Below are 18,908 nucleotides of genomic sequence, written 5' to 3' on the forward strand. Positions count from 1 at the left end.
CCTTTTGCAAACTTTTGAATAGCTTATTAAAAGAAGACTTTTGTGTCTTTTGCGGTTAAAAAAAAACTTTAAGAGCTGCTTAATTATTTATCGTTTCCTCTTTCAAATTCTCTGCAAACGCCATCGCCGCATCTTTCACCCAAGAATGTTCTCTTTGTGCTTTTCGTTTTGTCTCCAAACGTTTTTTATTACAAGGACCATTTCCTTTCAAAACTTCCATAAATTCATCCCAAGGCAATTCACCGAAATCGTAATGTTGAGTTTCCTCATTCCATTTTAGATTTTCATCCGGAACTTTTAAACCTAAAAATTCTGCCTGAGAAACCGTAACATCAACAAATCTTTGACGTAAGTCATCATTGCTTTCACGCTTCACTCTGTAATTCATCGATTTTTGAGAGTTAGGAGAATCGGCATCATTTGGCCCGAACATCATTAAAGCTGGCCACCAGAAACGATTCAACGCTTCCTGTGCTAGATCTTTCTGTTCTTTCGTTCCACGGCAAAGCGTCATTAAGATTTCATAACCCTGTCTCTGGTGAAAAGATTCTTCTTTACAAATTCTCACCATCGCTCTGGAATAAGGACCGTAAGAATTCCCCATCAACATTACCTGATTCATAATCGCAGCGCCATCAACGAGCCAACCAATTGCTCCAATATCTGCCCAGGAAAGTGCAGGATAATTAAAGATGCTTGAGTATTTTGCTTTTCCGGAAAGCATATCGTTATAAGTAGAATCTCTGTCTGCAGCGATTTCACCGTTATTCAAAGTTTCTGTCGCAGCGTATAAATATAAACCGTGACCTGCTTCATCTTGAATTTTTGCCAAAAGCGCCATTTTTCTTCTCAAAGTAGGAGCACGAGAGATCCAGTTCGCTTCAGGGAGCATTCCCACGATTTCTGAATGGGCATGCTGCGAAATCTGTCTTACCAATAATTTTCTGTAATCATCGGGCATTACGTCTTTCGGCTCTACTTTATTTTCCGCCTGTACATATTCTAAAAATTTATCTTGATTCATGAGAGTTCTTTTTTAATAAAATTGCCGTTTACTACATATTAATTGCATCTTCCTCGGGCAGGTAAAGTCCGATTCTTCCTTCAGAGAATTCGCCAACAACAAAAGTGACGGTTTTCTCTGGACTTTTAATTTCATATTGATTAAAAAGGTATGGGTTTCCACTTAATGGGCCAATCACTTCGATCTTTCGATCAGCGCAATGCCAGTAATGATTCCAAATGTTGATTCCTTCAACTTTATATTCTTTTTCTTCTTCGATTAAGGACGCAAATTTCCAGTTGATCATGATTGTTAGTTTTTAAGATTAAACCGATTATACATCGTAATTCAGCATCACCACATTGGTTGTTGGGTGGCATTGACAAGTTAATACAAAGCCTCGCGCAACCTCGTCGTCGGTGAGTGCAAAGTTTTTTTCCATAAATACTTCTCCTTCCATAACTTGTGCTTTGCAAGTGCAGCAAACTCCACCTTTACAAGCAAATGGCACCGGAAGTTTATCCTTTAACGCTTGGTCTAAAATACTGTTTTTCTTTGAATTAAGGTGAAATGAATATTCATCATCATCAATAATTAAAGTAACCATGCTTTCTAAATTCGGAATCGCTTTAAATTCATCGCTCATTTCTGCATTTCCTTCTTCATCTGGAGCTGCGTAATATTCATACATGATTTGTAGCGAGGGAACTTTCTGTTCTTTTTTCAAATAATCAGAAACTCCTTTAATCATTTCCGAAGGTCCACAAATAAAATAAGTAGAATCCTGAATCGGAATATCAGTGAATCTCTGGAAAAGTAAATCCAGTTTCTCAGCAGAAATTCTGCCTTCGAAAAGTTCGTCTTCAAAATGTTTCTCTCTTGATAACAGGAAAATCACTTTTAATCTTCCGTCAAATTTTTCAACCAATTCATCAATTTCTTTTTTAAAGATAATGTCGGTGAAACTTTTATTACTAAAGAAGAGATAAGCCGAGCTCTGAGGTTCTTGGTAAAGCGCTTCTTTAATATTTGACAATACTGGCGAGATACCACTTCCTGCAGCTAGACCGATATAGTTTTTTTTATTTGAAATATGGTAATGCGTGAAAAAATGTCCTGACGGAGCCATTACTTCAACGATATCACCAACTTTTAGATCTTGATTAAGATATGTGGAAACTTTTCCTTGATCAAGATGTTTGACTAAAATTTTTAATTCTGAACTTTCTTCGCTTGGCGCATTGATAATAGAATAGCTTCTACGCAAATCTTCTTCCCCAAAAACAAATCTTACATTTAGATATTGTCCTTGTTTAAAAGAAAATTCGTGTTTTAAGTTTTCCGGAATTTCGAATGCGATATGTACGCAATCATTGGTTTCCTTTGATACTTTTGTTGCTTTTAATTGATGAAAATGATGCATAATATTTTAAAATCTCCATAAAAGTGAGTTCAACAAATATACTTATTTTTTGAAACGTGTAAAAGCGGCGTGTTTATTTCATTCACTGTTTTTTATAAATGCAGTTTATTTAGCATTGATTGACATTAAGAAGTAGGTCAAATGTCTAAATCGGAAGTTTTGACTGTTTATTTTATTAAATATTTATTGAATTCGGAAATTTTGACTGCTTTTATTTGATAATAATCAAAAGAATAGTTTTTGAGGAATAGAAATAAGAATTAAAAAATGATTGATCAGGAATAGTGAGAATTCGTAATTGTATGGATTCTTTCTGTTTCTGAAAATTAAAAACTTACCATTATGAACTTAGATCAATATACCGTAAAATCACAAGAGGCCATTCAGAAATCGCAACAAATTGCGATGGAGTTTGGCAATCAAAGTATTGAACCACAACATTTGCTTGAAGGGGTTTTTCAGGTCGATGAAAATATTTCGGACTTTCTGATGAAGAAATCTGAAGCAGAATTAACTTTAGTTAGAGAAAGAAATCGCGAGAATATTGAAAAACTACCGAAGGTGGAAGGAGGGAATATTTATCTCTCACAAGCTGCGAATAAAGTTTTGCTTGATGCACCGAACATCGCCAAAAAAATGGGGGATGAATATGTAACCATCGAACATCTGTGGCTTTCATTATTTGAGACCAATTCTGAAGTTTCAAAAATGCTCAAAGATATGGGGGTTACCAAAAGTGGTTTAGAAACCGCCATCAAAGAATTGCGAAAAGGTTCGAAAGCGACTTCTGCAAGTTCCGAAGAAACCTATCAAAGTTTAAATAAATACGCCAAGAATTTTAATGAACTCGCTGTGGAAGGAAAACTCGATCCCGTAATTGGTAGAGATGAAGAAATTCGTCGAGTTTTGCAAATTCTTTCCAGGAGAACTAAAAATAATCCAATCTTAATCGGTGAACCTGGTGTTGGTAAAACTGCGATTGCAGAAGGAATTGCACACCGGATTATTTCCGGTGATATTCCAGAAAACTTACAGGACAAAACTTTGTTTTCTCTTGATATGGGCGCTTTGATCGCTGGTGCAAAATATAAAGGTGAATTTGAAGAAAGACTGAAATCTGTGATTAATGAAGTCATTAAATCAGACGGTCAAATTATTCTCTTCATCGATGAAATTCACACTTTAGTTGGCGCTGGTGGTGGCGAAGGAGCGATGGATGCTGCAAATATTCTGAAACCGGCTTTGGCGAGAGGTGAATTGAGAGCAATTGGTGCAACAACTTTAAATGAATATCAAAAATATTTTGAAAAAGATAAAGCTTTAGAGAGACGTTTCCAAAAAGTGATGGTTGAAGAACCGGATACGGAATCGGCGATTTCCATTTTACGTGGAATTAAAGATAAATATGAAGCCCACCATAAAGTTCGAATAAAAGACGAAGCGATTATCGCAGCGGTGGAGCAGTCTCAGCGATATATTTCTGACCGTTTTTTACCGGATAAAGCCATCGATTTAATTGATGAAGCTTCTGCTAAATTAAGAATGGAAATTAATTCAAAACCAGAGCAGCTCGATGTTCTCGATAGAAAATTAATGCAGATGGAAATTGAACTCGCTGCGATTTCCAGAGAAGGAAATGATATTAGAGTTGGTCATTTGAAAGAAGATATTTCTAAAGTTTCAGAGGAAAGAAATGAAATCAATGCAAAATGGCTCAAAGAAAAACAAAAATCTGAAGATTTAACTTCTATTAAAAAAGATATAGAAGCGTTGAAGTTAGAAGCTGAACGTGCTTCCAGAGCGGGAGATTATGCGAAAGTTGCTGAAATTCAATATGGTAAAATTAAAGAAAAAGAAGCTGATTTGCAGAAACTCGAACTCGAGATGCAAAACAACCAGAACGAATTGATCAAAGAAGAGGTGACCGCTGAAATGATTTCAGAGGTTATTTCAAAATGGACAGGAATTCCGGTGACTAAATTGATTCAATCTGAGCGGGAGAAATTATTGCATCTCGAAGATGAACTTCATAAAAGAGTTGTCGGCCAGGAAGAAGCGATAGAATCAGTTGCGAACGCGATCAGAAGAAACCGTGCAGGATTAAATGACGAAAAAAAACCGATCGGAAGTTTTCTATTCCTTGGAACAACTGGAGTCGGAAAAACTGAGTTGGCAAAAGCGCTCGCAGAATATCTGTTCGATGACGAAAATAATATGACCCGAATCGATATGAGTGAATATCAGGAAAGGCATTCTGTGTCTCGATTAGTTGGTGCTCCTCCGGGATATGTTGGTTACGATGAAGGTGGGCAGTTAACAGAAGCGGTTCGAAGAAGACCTTATTCAGTCGTGCTTTTAGATGAAATTGAAAAAGCGCATCCTGATGTTTTCAATACATTGCTACAGGTTTTGGATGATGGAAGATTAACGGATAATAAAGGAAGAGTTGTGAATTTTAAAAATTCAATTATCATCATGACTTCTAATTTAGGTTCGCCTTTAATCATGGAAAATTTCGAAAATATTACCGACAATAATGTTGAAGAAATCGTGGCTAAAACAAAAGAAGAGGTCTTTGAATTGCTGAAACAAACACTGAGACCCGAATTCATTAACAGAATTGACGAGATTGTTTTATTCCAACCTTTGAATAGAAAGGAAATTGGAAAAATCGTACATTATCAATTACAAGAGTTTAATAAAATGCTTGAAAAAAGAGGAATAATTATCACTGCGACCGACGATGCCGTTGAGTACGTAATGAACAAAGGTTACGATCCTGCATTTGGAGCAAGACCTTTAAAAAGAGTTCTTCAACAGGAAGTTCTCAATAAATTGTCCAGAGAAATTCTGGCAGGACATGTGAATGATGGTGACAGAATCACTTTGGATTACTTCGATGAAAGTGGATTAGTATTTAGACCGACCGAATAATTAGTATTGTAAAATATAGATTCAAAAGAAATCCACCGAAAATAAATATTCCGGTGGATTTTATTATAAGATAATAATTCTTGAATAGTAAAAAGCTAATTTTCTTATTAGATTCTAAAATGTCGTTTTCACTCCAGTTATTTGAAATGGTGTTTCGTAATTTACAGGAATTGTACCATTGTAAACTCCGTTATCAGTTTTGAAAACGAGTCCATTGTCAAAGTTTTTGTAGTAGGCATTAAAGGAATTTTCATTGTTTCCCTTCTGTGGTAATCGGGGGATATAACAAGACCAATCTTCGCCATAATCAAATTTCATCGTCATTTGGTACCAGTAATGCCCTGCTTTTAAATTTAAATCATTGCCAATTGTTGTCTCTACTTTATATACTAAGCTTGCACTTGGGTCATCTGTAATCTTAGTTGTTTCATTAGTGATTCTATAAATATTGGTTGGTGCAGATGATTTAAACAAGTTGGTATCCAAGTTTCCGTATACTTTTTTTGAAGTGGCTAAGTCTGGATTTCCATCGTAAATCTCCATAACTATATTTTTAACTGAGAAATTAGCAGAAACTGGGTCAGGATTTATAACATAAAATGAAATATTTTTTACATTCCAAATTTCATTTTGAGGGATTACAAAATCGTCTGAAACAGAGTATCTGGCTTTTTCCTGAAAGTTGAGATAAAAACAGGATATTCCAGGAGTAGATGAGGGTCTGATTTCACTGAATTCGTAACCTTGAGGCGCAATTAATCCGGTTGTTGAAACAGTGCCGGTTGATAGTTTTCCGTTATTGTAGTCCAGAGGAGTTACGGTAGATGATTCTTGGACTCTGTCATGGGCGCAGTTGATAAGAATAACAAAAGAGATTAAGATGAATAAGTGCTTTTTCATAAAGTGTGATTTTATATTAGTAAACGTTCGATTTGAAAATTTGGTGGTTTTTATAGTGATAAATATAATTAATTATCGATTGAAATGTTGATGTGTGAATAGTGGTGATTGAATTATATTTGATTTTTTTGATGAAAGTGGTTTGATTTTCTGACCGACCGAAAAGTGAGAAACTTCATCTGAAATTATTTTAAAACCAAAACCGTCCATTTGAAGATTTCAAATGGACGGTTTTGGTTAATGCAAATGTCGAATTACTGTTTAGGAGCTAATTCTATTTTATGTGATTTATCTGCATATTTTACAAAAGAACCACTTCCTAAATCAATACCAAATCCAATAATTCCACCAAAAAGAAGATTAACTAAAGTTACCGGATTGAAATCTTTATCTAATTTCACTTCTTTCGTTTCGTATCCTTCTTTTTTAATTTCTATCATTTGTTTTGATAAAGATCTTGTGATATCAACGGTACAAGGAGTAACGCATTTTTCGATTCCTTTATGTACAACTTTTGCTCCTTCTGGAGTTGAGTTAAAGGTTATAGAATCTTTTGTTCCAGTAAAAATGGTTGCGCAAGATGTCATTGAAATTGCAATAATAGCAACTGATGCATAAGATAAAACTTTCTTCATAAATTTTTATTTAAAATGTCGTCAAAAATAGTTTCTTTTTCTGAAATAACGAAAAAAAAATTTAATATTTTCGTAGATATGAAATATTACATATCACAAATAGCATTTTTCTAAATTTTTCAGGAAATTATTAATATTAAAGTTTTTAGATTTGTTGTTTTAGGGAGTTGAAAAACGTTATTAAAATCTTTAAATCTTTTGCTTGATGTTGATAATCTTATTTTTGAATAAAGTAGTTAAGCTCTCTGAGAGACAGAAAAACTTCACTTTTTATTTGTATAACTTATTGGTGGCAAGATATTTGCTAATTTAAGATTGAAAATTTATTTTCATCATTTGTGTTTTTGGATTCATTGAACAGTCAATGAATCCATTTTTTTTTGACTATGATAATCATTTAGAGATATATGAAAAATACTCCTCAAAAAATTTTGTTATTTAAAAAATAAGCGCAATCTTTGCAGTGTTCAATGCTTGTAAAGGCAAAGAATAAATTTTTTTTCATCATTTGTGTTTTTAGAATCCATCAGTCATGATGGATTCTTTTTTTATAAATGTTATTGACAAAAGCAATGTATTAAATTTGCAAAAAAGTATCGGATAAATTTTGCCATGTAAAGAATAATACCAATCTTTACAGTGTTCAATGCTTGTAAAAGTAAAGAATAAATTTTTTTTCATCATTTGTGTTTTTAGAATCCATCAATCATGATGGATTCTTTTGTTTTTACATCAAAAAGTAACTTCCACCAATATTGGAAAATGATTAGAAGTGTAAATCAGATTCTTTTTTCGATCATTAATTGTTCAGTATTCTGATATACGATTGTATTTATCATTTTTAAAACAAGTTATACGTAACTATTGTTGCATTATAATAAATTGAGTTTGAACTACATCTGAATTTCATAATCTAAAAATGAAAATGTTTATCGTAATTAAAAACGTTCAGTAATTCAATTAGTTTCACTACTTTTGCACCTCGAAAATTCACTCATCAATTAGTACGCAATAATATGATTTCTGTTCAAAGTTTAGGTCTTCATCATTCTGGAAATTACCTTTTTCAAAATGTAAATTTCACCATCAAAAAAGATGATAAAGTCGGTTTGGTCGGTAAAAACGGAGCAGGTAAATCTACTTTGTTAAAAATGCTTACGGGCGAAATTAATTTTTACGAAGGCAGTATTATTCAGGAAGGAGTCGTTACCATCGGTTTCTTGAAGCAGGATTTAGATTTTGTAAAAGGTCGTACTGTATGGAATGAAACTTTGCAAGCGTTCGAAGCCATCAATGCGATGAAAAACGAGCTCGAAGACGTGAATCATCAGATGGTTACCAGAACCGATTATGAAAGTGATTACTATGAAAATTTAATTCAAAGAATGACTGAATTGAATGATCTTTTGATGCATCACGATGCTTATAATTTAGAAGGTGATGTTGAGAAAGTATTATTAGGACTTGGTTTTAAAGCTGATGATTTTCATAAAATTACCGATGAGTTTTCTGGAGGTTGGAGAATGAGAATCGAATTGGCAAAATTACTTTTGCAGAAAAATGATTTAATGTTACTCGATGAGCCGACGAATCACTTGGATATGGAGTCCATTATTTGGCTCGAAGCTTTTTTGAAAGATTATCCAGGCGCAATCGTTTTGGTGAGTCACGATAAGCAATTTATGACCTCAGTTTGTAACAGAACTTTTGATATTAATAATAGAAAAGTTGACGATTACAAAGCCAATTATACCAAATATCTGGAGCTGAGTAAAGAAAGAAAAGAAAAGCAAATTCAGGCCAAGAAAAATCAGGATGTCGAAATTAAGCAAATGGAAGATAACATCAACCGTTTCCGTGCTTCTGCAACGAAGTCTTCTTTCGCGCAATCTTTGATTAAAAAATTAGATAAACTGGAGAGAATTGAAGTTGATACTGATGATGTTTCCAAATTTAATATTCGTTTTCAGCCCGCTGTAACTCCCGGAAAAGTAGTTTTTGAAGCGAAAAATCTAGGAAAAGCATATGGTAATAAACAAGTTTTTGATGAGGTTGATTTCTTTATCGAACGTGGACAGCGTATCGCTTTATTAGGACAAAACGGTCAAGGTAAAACGACCATAGCAAAAATTCTTTCAGGAGAAATTACCGATTATTCTGGTGAATGGAATCTGGGACATAACGTAAACATTGGATATTTTGCTCAGAACCAGGAAGAAGTTTTAACGCCGAACAAAACAGTTTTACAGGAAGCTGAAGATGCAGCTACTGAAGAAACTCGTCCAAGAGTTCGTGACTTGTTGGGAAGTTTCCTTTTTCAAGGTGATGATGTTCAGAAAAAAACGAAAATACTTTCCGGAGGTGAACGTAACCGTTTGGCTTTGTGTAAATTATTACTTCGTCCGTTCAATACGTTGATTATGGATGAACCGACGAATCACTTGGACATTCAATCGAAAGAGATTATTAAGTTGGCTTTACAGAGATTTGAAGGAACACTGATAGTTATTTCTCACGACCGTGAATTTTTACAAGGTTTGAGCGATAAGATTTTTGAATTCCGAGATGGAAGAATGAAAGAATTCTTGGGTGATGTTAATGATTATCTAGAGTTCCGTCAGAAAGAAAGTATCCGAGAGATTTCTGCTGAAAAATCGAAATTACAAGAATTGCGAAATGAACCCGTTCCAGTGAAAGTGGTTGAAAAACCAGTTGAAAAGAAACCGGTTATCGTTAGTAAAGATCAAAAAAATATTCAAAATAAAATTAAGAAAGTTGAAGAGAAAATTTCTGAACTCGAATTAACGATCGAAGAAATGGAAAAGGCTTTCACCACTGGAAATCCATCTGAAGAAACTTTGGAATTGTATAATACGAAGAAAGCCGATTTAGATTTGGCTTTGCAGGAATGGGAATTTTTGGGAACGCAGTTGGATGCTTAACTAAACAATAAGTTGTAAAATATTTCACGTATTAAACCGTGTCAAGGTTCTGAACCTTGACACGGTTTTTTTTATTGCTAGAAATTCGTTGGTGGAAAGTTTATAATTGCGTAATGCAAAAAATGAAGAATTGAATTTGTAAATGTAGAATAATATGTGCAATTAAAAACTCCTAAAATTACTCGGCGTAAAGATATATCTCGCTGTTTTCGTCTCCGGTGAATCCACATCTAATTCATACCAAGGCGAAATATTTGGGTTAAAAGGATTTTTCAATAAATGAATTGATTGCGCTGGTGTAAAACCTTCCGCAAGCAGAAATAATTTGTCTCCTTTTTTATTTTCCGAAACTCCAGTGATAAAAACAATATGTCCTGGACTTCCTGCGGTAATTAATATGTCTCCTGTTTTTAAATCGTTCGTTTTTAAAACCGGTTTCGTTTCTTTGTTTAAAGAAATGGTTCCAGCATAAGTGAAAATTAAATCTAAATATTTTCTAAAGTTTTCATAAGAATCGTCAAAGTTTTCAGTCTTTTTAAATTGAACTGAGTTTCCATTAACAAAAGCACGCGTTCCATTTTTATATTTATCCCACATCATTAAATCTCCACTTGTAAAATGAAATTTAATTTCACCGAACTTTTTAGTTTTAAATAGATATTCTGCCCGAAGTCGAATAAGAGCATCTGCACATTGCTGCAAATCTTTTGTTCCCGTATCGATATCGAAAATAGCTTGGTGAAGATGTTGGGTTGCAATTGCGGTCCCGTCATATTTCAAAATCGGAGCGCCGTATTTTTTAAGATTAAAATGTTCCAGATAGTGTCCGAAAGAATCTGGCTTTTCTTCAATCCACGAATAATCTTCCGGAGCTGGGAATCTTTCTTTAATCGTGTTTTTGTCTTCGTTAATATTTAATGAAGATTTTTGTTCAATATTAGCTGAAACTTCTTCACCTAAAATAGTAGGTTTAGAATTTGTGGTTTTTTCACAGCTGAAAATAATGAATAAGATTGCGAAAAGTAATGCTTTTTTCATCTTTTAAATATAATTAAATCCGCTACACATTTCGAATTAGAAGCAGAACATCCATCGCTAAACATCCAACCGAATTTCCTATCTTTGAGTTTCAAAATTTTACCTCTATGAATCACCAACCGGTTGAAGGATTTTCTAAACTCTCAAAGCAAAGAAAAATAGATTGGCTCATCAAAGAATATCTGAGTGAAGACCGCAGTTACGAACAGGTTCTTCAACAATATTGGAATGGCGATCACACGTTGCAAAAACTCCACGAAGAATTTTCTGAAAATACAATTTCCAACTTTTATATGCCTTATGGAATTGCTCCTAATTTCCTCATTGACGGGAAATTATTGGCGTTACCAATGGCGGTAGAAGAAAGTTCAGTTGTTGCAGCAGCTTCTAAAGCAGCGAAGTTCTGGATTGATAAAGGAGGTTTCAAGACAACGATTATTAACACCAAGAAATTAGGCCATACCCATTTTGTGATGGATGTTGAGCCTCATAAATTGCAGCATTTCTTTAATTTTAAATTAAAGAAAAAATTATTTGAAGCAACTGAAGCGATAACGAATAATATGCGGAATCGTGGTGGAGGAATTTTAAATATTAGATTGATCGACAAAACTGCTGATTTAGAAAATTACTTTCAGTTGAAAGCGAGTTTCGATACCGTAGATTCTATGGGCGCGAACTTCATTAATTCTTGTTTGGAACAGTTTGGAAAAACGTTGAAAGAAGAAGTTGAAAAAGAAGAGAGTTTTACTCAGGAAGAAAAAGACTCATTGCAAATTGTGATGAATATTCTTTCGAATTTTACGCCAGATTGTATTGTGAGAGCCGAAGTTTCTTGTAAAATTGAAGACTTAAAAGACGACAGCGGAATTTCTAATGAAGAATTCGCAACCAAGTTTAAACGTGCTGTTACGATTGCCGAAATCGAACCTTTCCGTGCGACCACGCATAATAAAGGAATTATGAACGGCATCGATGCTGTCGTAATTGCGACTGGAAACGATTTCCGTGCAACGGCAGCTTGTGCTCATGCTTATGCAGCAAAAGATGGAACGTATTCAAGTTTGACTCATTGTACAATTGATAACGGGATTTTTAGATTCTGGATTGATTTGCCAATTTCAGTGGGCGTTGTTGGAGGTTTAACCAATCTTCATCCACTCGTTAAATTTTCTCTCGCATTATTAGGAAAGCCTTCCGCTCAGGAACTGATGAGTATTTTAGCCGTTTCTGGATTGGCGCAAAACTTTGGTGCGCTCCGTTCTTTGGTAACAACTGGAATTCAGAAAGGTCATATGAAAATGCACTTGTTCAATATCCTCAATCAATTAGGCGCAACTGAAGAAGAGAAAAATCATTTTGTGGCTTACTTTAAAGACAAAACGGTAACGCACCACGAGGTGATTACTGAGTTTCATAAAATGAGAGCGCAATCTAATTAATAGAATAATTTGCCATGAAAAAAGTAACAGGAATCGGCGGTGTTTTCTTTAAAGCAAAAGATCCGCAAAAACTTAATGAGTGGTATAAAACTCATCTCGGTTTTGATACGAATGATTACGGAGCCACCTTTTCTTGGAAAGAAGAAGACTCTTCGAAATCGGGTTCAACTCAGTGGAGTGCTTTTGCTGAAGACACCAAATATTTTGAACCTTCAACAAAAGACTTTATGATTAATTATCGGGTTGCAGATATAGAAGCGCTGGTTGTTGAGCTTGAAAAAGAAGGTGTTACTATTTTAGATAAAATTGAAGAATTCGATTACGGAAAGTTTATTCATATTCTTGATGTCGAAGGAAATAAAATAGAATTGTGGGAACCGAAAGGATAAAATAAAAAATATGTTTCAACTCTTTTTAGGACTTTTAATTTTAATATTTGGGATTTTTCTTAAAGTCACCAAAGATCCAGGATTCGAGAAATCAAAGAAATTCTCTTGGATGTTTATTGCCATTGGAATATTGTCGATCATCGGGAAATTAGTGATCAATTATCAAACAGGAAAATTATAAAATGAAATCGCCAGTAACATCCTTCGCAAAAAAAACACAGTTGAAGATTGGCGATTACAGATGATATTTAAAATATAAATAGATACTTATGAAAAATACGACATTAATAATCGGAGCCATTTACGGATTGGTTTCTGTTATTTTAGGAGCGTTCGGCGCACATGCTTTAAAGAAGGTTTTATCAATTGATAAACTTGCAAGTTTTGAAACTGGTGTGAAATATCAAATGTATTCCGCACTTTTTTTATTGATCGTGGGCTATATTTTAAAATTTGAAACGCCTTCAGAAAAATGGATTTCAATTTTAATGATTGCCGGAACTTTTCTATTTTCTGTCAGTATTTATTTATTGGCTTTTAGTGAAGTGGCTTCGATTCCTTCAAAAGCGATTGGGCCAATTACGCCGCTTGGAGGATTGTTAATGATTATTTCCTGGGCGATGCTAATTTTCTATTTTGTCAAAGCGAAGTTTTAGAAGTAGGGTTTATCACCCAACATCCATCATCAAACATCCAACTAAAAAATGTTCTTCTTCATCTTCGGACTCAATAAAAAACCAGTCGGTAAAGAACAGCGCAAAATCATGAAAAATGGTTTTGAGGTCAATGCGATTATTACGGTTTATAAAAATTATTTTGAACTCTTTTTCATTCCATTAATTCCGCTGGGTAAAAAGTACAGCATTTACATTCCACATTCAGATGAGTATTTTGAACAGGGAATGTTTTCTAAAATGCCCGCTGAATATTTAGAAATCTGCAAAGAAGTCGGTAGAAAGTATTAAAAAATGACAAAGCCTAGAATTGCATTATTCCTTGGGATTTTGTGTATCTCCATTTTCCCCGTAATCGTTCGGATGAATCTTACATCGGGATTAATTTCTGCGTTTTACAGAATGGCAATTGCGACGGCGATTATTTTGCCTTTTGCCATTTATAAGAAAAAGTTGTATTTAGAAAATTATAAAACACTTTTGCCAATCGCTGTTTGTGGAATTTTATTTGCCTCAGATATTGCAGTCTGGAATATTTCAATTCAGCATTCATCAGCAACGCAAGCGACTTTATTGACTAATTTGTCGCCCATTTGGGTCGGCGTTTTTTCCTTTATCTTTTTGAGTTATCGGCCACGGAAAAGTTTCTGGCTGGGAACTTTAGTTGCCTTAATAGGAATGATGACTTTTGTCGGAATCGATACTATTTTAGAGTTAAAATTAGACACGGCTTTCTTCCTCGGAATTCTTTCCGGAGTATTGTACGCACTTTATATTTTGACGAGCAAGAAACTTTTAGCCAAATTAGAAGTCATTACTTTTATTACGTATAGTATGGTTTTCAGTACGATTTTTCTGTTCCTTATTAATATGTATTTCGGTGAACATTTTTTCGGCTTTTCAAACAAGGCCTGGCTTTCACTTTTGACTCAAGGAATTGTTTGTCAGTTAATCGCATGGTTGCTGATTAGTTATTCAACTCAAAATATGCGTGCGACTCGAGTTTCGTTAAGTCTTTTGAGTCAAGCGATATTTGCGACAATTTTGGCTGCGATTTTTTTGAATGAAAAAATAACAGTGGTACAGATGGTTGGCAGTGTGATTATATTAGCAGGAATTGCAACTACCTTTTATGATAAAAATTCAATAAAGAATTTATAATTTATATTGAAAGTAAATAAGTGTTTCCAGTAGAGAATGATTAATTTCAGCTTTTAATGAATTGAAATTATAGTCGTTCGGTTTAAAATGTTTAAAAATATTGTAATTGGATTGCTATAAATGACCGTTATAACAGCATGTTAATTCCGAGTAATTGAAAAAATACATGTTTGGATTTAGTGATCTACTCTAATTTAATTCTGAAAAATCACAAGTTGAAAATGTATTATCAATGCGACTTGCTCGACCCTATTTAATAATATTTAAATTGCTACTTGCCTTATTCATATTAAATATCTATTTTTGTTAAAAATATTACAATATGAAATATTCAAAAATCAAATCTGTTCTAGCGTTATTAGCAATTAGCAGTGCGCTTTTAATTTCTTGTAACAAAACTGAAAAAAGTGAAGCGGTAACTGAAGCTCCTGTAGAGACTGTTGCCACTGATAATGTTGCCAATGATGCTGCGAAGCAAGACACGATCAAGATCACATTAAATGGTAATGATAAGATGCAGTACGATCTTTCAGAAATCGATGTTTATACAGGTCAAACTGTTGTTCTGACTTTAAACCACACTGGAACAATGCCAGCTGCATCTATGGGACATAACTTTGTGCTTTTGAAAAAAGGTACTGATCTCGAGAAATTCGAAGCAGAGGCAGCGAAAGCCCAGAAAGATGGGTATATTCCAACTGATACAAGCGAAATTATCGCACATACCAAATTACTTGGTGGTGGAGAATCTGACACGATAACTTTCCAGGCTCCCGAAAAAGGAACTTATGATTTCATGTGTTCTTTCCCAGGACATTATTCCGTGATGAAAGGGAAATTTAATGTGAAATAATTTTCGAGTTATGATTTCTTGTTAATTCAAACAAAAGGGTTGGTATTGTTACTGATCCTTTTGTTTTTTATTTCGTAATTTTGTCCTTAATATCAATCAATTGAAAAAATTCTTAGCCATAATGTTTACCGTTTTCTATTTCGGATTTTCTTCCGGAATGGTTTACAATGTGCATTATTGTTTGGATCAAATTTTTGTTTCTTCTGCCAGTAAAACCTGTGATCTTTGCAGCACCGACAAAGAGAAAGATTGTTGTAAAAGTGAACTCAAGATTTTAAAAACTGATGTTGCTGCAAAAGCAGATGTTTCATTTGTTGCAGATGCTCCAATAGTTGCAGTTCTTCCGAGAGAATTTTTCGCGAATTTTATAACGCCCGTTCTAGAGCGTAATAATTTTTCAATTCAAATCAAAGCACCGCCAGACAAAGCGGAACTTCCTTTATTTATTTCATACTGTAATTTTAGAATTTAGAATAGTATATCATTTTTCAATTGAAGAATGATGATTAACGGTGTCCAAATATTTTTTGGACTTTCCCTATTTAAAACAATCTAAATTTATTACAATGAAAAAATTAATTTTCACAACTCTGTTTTCAGTATTTACAGTTTTAACTTTATCAGCGCAAAAAAGTGATGCCTCAATTACGAAATTGTATCAAAATTATTTGTCAATTAAAACTGCTTTGGCCACAGACAATTCTGATGAGGCCTCAAAAGCCGCTGATGCTTTTGTCAAATCTGCCTCAATGGTAGATTTCAAAGTTTTCTCTGAAGGGAATCTAGATCTTCTACGAAAAGATGCAAGTAAAATTGCGGAGAGCAGAAGTATTGAAACGCAGAGAGCATCCTTTAATGGTCTTTCTAGAAATATGATTTCACTGACGCAAAAATTTAAACTTTCTGATAAGCCGGTATTTGTGCAATATTGTCCAATGGCAGAAGCAAGTTGGTTAAGTGCAGAAAAGGAAATCAAAAATCCTTACTACGGAAAGTCAATGCTTACTTGTGGAAGCGTGAAATCTGAAATTAAATAAAACAGATTTCACAATGAAAAGTAAAGTGCCCAACTTTTTGAAATTTTGTACGTTACTGTTTCTTGTAGTTGCGGTTCAGGGATTTTCTCAGGACCATAAAATACACGATTCTAAAACGAAAGATGCAAAAGACGATGCTACGGGAAAATTATCCTTTGGCGGAAAAACAGTTCGTTATGATCTATTTGTAAAAGATACCGTTGTTAATTTTACCGGAAAACCAGCCAGAGCAATTGCCACTAACGGAAAATTGCAGGCGCCTACTTTGTATTTTACAGAAGGTGACACCGCCGAAATTTACCTGCATAATCAATTGAATGAAAATGCTGGTTTGCATTGGCATGGTGTGATTTTACCGAACGAAATGGATGGTGTTCCATATTTGACTACTAAAGAAGTAAAGCCCGGCGAAACCCATTTATATAAATTCAGAATCTCGCAGAACGGAACATATTGGTATCATTCTCATGAGGGAACTCAGGAACAGATAGGAATGAACGGAATATTGGTTTTCAAGAAAAGAGAAAGTCAGCCCAATAAGAAATTCGATGCCGATATTCCTGTACTACTAGGAGAATGGACAAACGAAAACCCAAAGCAGATCATGCGGAGATTGCACATGGATCAGGGAGATTGGTGGGCAATAAAGAAAGGAACAGTTCAGAGTTATTCCGAAGCCATTGCAAAAGGACATTTCGGGACAAAGCTTTTAAATGAATGGAAACGTATGGAAGCTATGGATGTAAGTGATGTTTACTATAATAATTTTCTAATCAATGGCGCCGTTTCTTCTGATTATAAGAATCTAAAAGCAGGTGACAAAGTCCATCTTCGTGTTGCCAACGGAGGATCTTCCTCTTATTTCTGGTTAAATTATGGTGGCGGAAAAATCACCGTCATTGGTAATGATGGTAATGAAGTGGAGCCAGTGGAAGTTGATCGCTTAATTGTCGGAGTTTCTGAAACCTATGATATTGAAGTTACGATACCGGAAAATAAAAGTTTTGAATTCCGTTCTACGTCAGAAGACAGACAAGGTCATGCTTCTTTATGGTTAGGAACCGGCGAGAGAGTAGAAGCGCCAAACCTGCCTAAGTTGATGTTGTTTGAAGGAATGAAAATGATGAATGGCATGATGAAGATGAGTGGTGATATGAAACCGATGAATATGACGATGGGCAATCAGATGATGGATATGAATGAAGTAATGTATCCAGAAATTCCTGAAAGCCAAAGAATGCATACCATGAAACATATGAATGAAATGATGAGCATGAAAGAGAAATCTTCGGAGATGAACCTGCCTGCCGGACGCACAGGAATGGATCACAGCACAATGAAGTTGGATTCTGAAAAGGGAATGGACCATAGTGATAAGGACATGAAGATGGATCACAGCATGCATGATATGACTTCGTCAAAACAAAAAAGCATTAAACGATTGAGTTATAATATGCTGAAGTCTCCATTTAAAACAATACTGCCAGAAGACAATGGAAAGGAATTGAAGTTTACGTTAGAAGGAAATATGCGGAATTACCTTTGGACTTTAGATAATAAAACGGTGGCTGAAAGCGATAAGATATTAATTAAAAAAGGGGAAGTCGTTCGAATTACAATGTATAATAATTCAATGATGCGCCACCCGATGCATCTTCACGGCCACGATTTCAGGTTAATTAATTCGAAAGGCGAATATTCGCCGCTGAAAAATGTGGTCGATATGGCGCCGATGGAAACCAATACGATTGAGTTTGCAGCGAATCAAGATGGTGACTGGTTTTTTCACTGTCATATTCTCTATCACATGATGGCGGGAATGGGAAAGGTTTTCACTTACGAAAACTCGGCACCTAATCCACAAATCACAGATAAAGAAGCGTCTTATCGGAAATTTTTGCGCACCAATCAAATGATTAGTACCACCGCGATGTTGGATGTGGCTTCTAATAAATTACATTTTGAAAATATGACCATGCTTGGAGCAAGATGGATGAATGTTAATCAACTCCATTCCAATTATGATTTTAGCCATTATGAAGGAAGTGTGAAAGTCGGGCGATTTCTTGGAAAATACCAGTGGGCAATGCCTTATATAGGTTTTAGAAGTAATAAAATGCATGATATGGCAAAATCGTGGTTTGGACAAAATGTAATACCCAAAAATCAAAATGTGGCCATCGCAGGGATTCGATATATTCTTCCGTTTTTAGTTGTTGCCGATGCAAACATTGATCAAAATGGGAAAGTGCGTTTAGAATTAGGCCGGGAAGGAATTAAAATTTCACCCAGAATCCGCGGAAGTTTTGCGGTGAACTCTGATAAAGAATTTGACTTTGGTTTGAAATATATTCTGCAGAAATGGGTTTCTCTTTCAACGAACTATGATAGTGAATATGGTTTTGGCGCGGGCTTGACTTTCATGTATTAAAGTGAAAACAGTATTCCTTATCTATTAGATCCGTCTCATTTAAAAG

At 34.6% G+C, this 18,908-nt stretch carries 18 protein-coding genes; 12 read left to right on the top strand and 6 right to left on the bottom strand.

Annotated elements, in window-relative coordinates; translation table 11 throughout:
• Positions 1-79: 79 nt before the first annotated feature.
• The 3 genes from paaA to Q73A0000_RS14240 are packed head-to-tail and all read right to left on the bottom strand — an operon-like array spanning position 80 to position 2,426.
• The gene (gene paaA, locus Q73A0000_RS14230) at positions 80-1,024 is read right to left on the bottom strand and encodes a 1,2-phenylacetyl-CoA epoxidase subunit PaaA (RefSeq protein ID WP_193811593.1); all 945 of its coding nucleotides are present in this window, start codon (positions 1,022-1,024) and stop codon (positions 80-82) included.
• 31 nt (positions 1,025-1,055) lie between these two features.
• Positions 1,056-1,310, bottom strand: a complete 255-nt coding sequence (locus tag Q73A0000_RS14235; RefSeq protein ID WP_193811594.1) for a hypothetical protein — start codon at positions 1,308-1,310, stop codon at positions 1,056-1,058.
• Positions 1,311-1,337: 27 nt separating this feature from the next.
• The gene (locus tag Q73A0000_RS14240) at positions 1,338-2,426 is read right to left on the bottom strand and encodes an FAD-binding oxidoreductase (protein ID WP_193811595.1); all 1,089 of its coding nucleotides are present in this window, start codon (positions 2,424-2,426) and stop codon (positions 1,338-1,340) included.
• A 342-nt stretch (positions 2,427-2,768) separates the two neighbouring features.
• On the opposite strand from Q73A0000_RS14240, the gene clpB reads away from it, so the two are divergent.
• Complete coding sequence (gene clpB, locus Q73A0000_RS14245; protein ID WP_193811596.1) at positions 2,769-5,360, top strand: ATP-dependent chaperone ClpB; 2,592 nt, start codon at positions 2,769-2,771, stop codon at positions 5,358-5,360.
• 114 nt (positions 5,361-5,474) lie between these two features.
• On the opposite strand, the gene Q73A0000_RS14250 is transcribed toward clpB, so the two are convergent.
• The gene (locus Q73A0000_RS14250) at positions 5,475-6,260 is read right to left on the bottom strand and encodes a hypothetical protein (protein ID WP_193811597.1); all 786 of its coding nucleotides are present in this window, start codon (positions 6,258-6,260) and stop codon (positions 5,475-5,477) included.
• A gap of 254 nt (positions 6,261-6,514) precedes the next feature.
• Positions 6,515-6,895 carry a PEGA domain-containing protein gene (locus Q73A0000_RS14255; RefSeq protein ID WP_193811598.1) on the bottom strand — a complete coding sequence of 127 codons (381 nt, stop codon included), beginning with the start codon at positions 6,893-6,895 and terminating at the stop codon, positions 6,515-6,517.
• A 1,016-nt stretch (positions 6,896-7,911) separates the two neighbouring features.
• Between Q73A0000_RS14255 and Q73A0000_RS14260 the strand changes: the two genes are divergently transcribed.
• Complete coding sequence (locus Q73A0000_RS14260) at positions 7,912-9,837, top strand: ABC-F family ATP-binding cassette domain-containing protein (protein WP_193811599.1); 1,926 nt, start codon at positions 7,912-7,914, stop codon at positions 9,835-9,837.
• A gap of 162 nt (positions 9,838-9,999) precedes the next feature.
• On the opposite strand, the gene Q73A0000_RS14265 is transcribed toward Q73A0000_RS14260, so the two are convergent.
• A complete protein-coding gene (locus Q73A0000_RS14265; RefSeq protein WP_193811600.1) occupies positions 10,000-10,875 on the bottom strand; it encodes a DUF4846 domain-containing protein in 876 nt (291 codons plus the stop codon).
• Between the two features lie 107 nt (positions 10,876-10,982).
• On the opposite strand from Q73A0000_RS14265, the gene Q73A0000_RS14270 reads away from it, so the two are divergent.
• From Q73A0000_RS14270 to Q73A0000_RS14315, 10 genes are all read left to right on the top strand, one after another.
• A complete protein-coding gene (locus tag Q73A0000_RS14270) occupies positions 10,983-12,317 on the top strand; it encodes a hydroxymethylglutaryl-CoA reductase, degradative (protein WP_193811601.1) in 1,335 nt (444 codons plus the stop codon).
• A 14-nt stretch (positions 12,318-12,331) separates the two neighbouring features.
• Entirely contained in the window at positions 12,332-12,706 is a 375-nt protein-coding gene (locus tag Q73A0000_RS14275; RefSeq protein ID WP_193811602.1) for a VOC family protein, read from the top strand.
• Positions 12,707-12,716: 10 nt separating this feature from the next.
• The gene (locus Q73A0000_RS14280; protein WP_193811603.1) at positions 12,717-12,887 is read left to right on the top strand and encodes a hypothetical protein; all 171 of its coding nucleotides are present in this window, start codon (positions 12,717-12,719) and stop codon (positions 12,885-12,887) included.
• 88 nt (positions 12,888-12,975) lie between these two features.
• Entirely contained in the window at positions 12,976-13,362 is a 387-nt protein-coding gene (locus Q73A0000_RS14285; RefSeq protein ID WP_193811604.1) for a DUF423 domain-containing protein, read from the top strand.
• 48 nt (positions 13,363-13,410) lie between these two features.
• A complete protein-coding gene (locus tag Q73A0000_RS14290; RefSeq protein WP_193811605.1) occupies positions 13,411-13,671 on the top strand; it encodes a hypothetical protein in 261 nt (86 codons plus the stop codon).
• A gap of 3 nt (positions 13,672-13,674) precedes the next feature.
• A complete protein-coding gene (locus Q73A0000_RS14295; RefSeq protein WP_193811606.1) occupies positions 13,675-14,541 on the top strand; it encodes a DMT family transporter in 867 nt (288 codons plus the stop codon).
• 322 nt (positions 14,542-14,863) lie between these two features.
• Positions 14,864-15,394: an azurin gene (gene azu, locus Q73A0000_RS14300; RefSeq protein WP_193811607.1), complete on the top strand. Its 531-nt coding sequence runs from the start codon at positions 14,864-14,866 to the stop codon at positions 15,392-15,394.
• Positions 15,395-15,494: 100 nt separating this feature from the next.
• Entirely contained in the window at positions 15,495-15,866 is a 372-nt protein-coding gene (locus Q73A0000_RS14305; protein ID WP_193811608.1) for an HYC_CC_PP family protein, read from the top strand.
• Positions 15,867-15,960: 94 nt separating this feature from the next.
• On the top strand, positions 15,961-16,431 hold the full coding sequence (locus Q73A0000_RS14310) for a DUF3347 domain-containing protein (RefSeq protein ID WP_193811609.1): 471 nt from the start codon (positions 15,961-15,963) through the stop codon (positions 16,429-16,431).
• A 13-nt stretch (positions 16,432-16,444) separates the two neighbouring features.
• A complete protein-coding gene (locus Q73A0000_RS14315) occupies positions 16,445-18,862 on the top strand; it encodes a multicopper oxidase domain-containing protein (protein WP_193811610.1) in 2,418 nt (805 codons plus the stop codon).
• Positions 18,863-18,908: the final 46 nt, after the last annotated feature.

The sequence above is a fragment of the Kaistella flava (ex Peng et al. 2021) genome, from assembly GCF_015191005.1.
Classification (GTDB): Bacteria; Bacteroidota; Bacteroidia; order Flavobacteriales; family Weeksellaceae; genus Kaistella; species Kaistella flava.

Coding starts and splice junctions, on each gene's coding strand:
- paaA (WP_193811593.1), bottom strand. CDS start 1,024: ATGAATCAAGATAAATTTTTAGAATATGTACAGGCGGAAAATAAAGTA.
- Q73A0000_RS14235 (WP_193811594.1), bottom strand. CDS start 1,310: ATGATCAACTGGAAATTTGCGTCCTTAATCGAAGAAGAAAAAGAATAT.
- Q73A0000_RS14240 (WP_193811595.1), bottom strand. CDS start 2,426: ATGCATCATTTTCATCAATTAAAAGCAACAAAAGTATCAAAGGAAACC.
- clpB (WP_193811596.1), top strand. CDS start 2,769: ATGAACTTAGATCAATATACCGTAAAATCACAAGAGGCCATTCAGAAA.
- Q73A0000_RS14250 (WP_193811597.1), bottom strand. CDS start 6,260: ATGAAAAAGCACTTATTCATCTTAATCTCTTTTGTTATTCTTATCAAC.
- Q73A0000_RS14255 (WP_193811598.1), bottom strand. CDS start 6,895: ATGAAGAAAGTTTTATCTTATGCATCAGTTGCTATTATTGCAATTTCA.
- Q73A0000_RS14260 (WP_193811599.1), top strand. CDS start 7,912: ATGATTTCTGTTCAAAGTTTAGGTCTTCATCATTCTGGAAATTACCTT.
- Q73A0000_RS14265 (WP_193811600.1), bottom strand. CDS start 10,875: ATGAAAAAAGCATTACTTTTCGCAATCTTATTCATTATTTTCAGCTGT.
- Q73A0000_RS14270 (WP_193811601.1), top strand. CDS start 10,983: ATGAATCACCAACCGGTTGAAGGATTTTCTAAACTCTCAAAGCAAAGA.
- Q73A0000_RS14275 (WP_193811602.1), top strand. CDS start 12,332: ATGAAAAAAGTAACAGGAATCGGCGGTGTTTTCTTTAAAGCAAAAGAT.
- Q73A0000_RS14280 (WP_193811603.1), top strand. CDS start 12,717: ATGTTTCAACTCTTTTTAGGACTTTTAATTTTAATATTTGGGATTTTT.
- Q73A0000_RS14285 (WP_193811604.1), top strand. CDS start 12,976: ATGAAAAATACGACATTAATAATCGGAGCCATTTACGGATTGGTTTCT.
- Q73A0000_RS14290 (WP_193811605.1), top strand. CDS start 13,411: ATGTTCTTCTTCATCTTCGGACTCAATAAAAAACCAGTCGGTAAAGAA.
- Q73A0000_RS14295 (WP_193811606.1), top strand. CDS start 13,675: ATGACAAAGCCTAGAATTGCATTATTCCTTGGGATTTTGTGTATCTCC.
- azu (WP_193811607.1), top strand. CDS start 14,864: ATGAAATATTCAAAAATCAAATCTGTTCTAGCGTTATTAGCAATTAGC.
- Q73A0000_RS14310 (WP_193811609.1), top strand. CDS start 15,961: ATGAAAAAATTAATTTTCACAACTCTGTTTTCAGTATTTACAGTTTTA.
- Q73A0000_RS14315 (WP_193811610.1), top strand. CDS start 16,445: ATGAAAAGTAAAGTGCCCAACTTTTTGAAATTTTGTACGTTACTGTTT.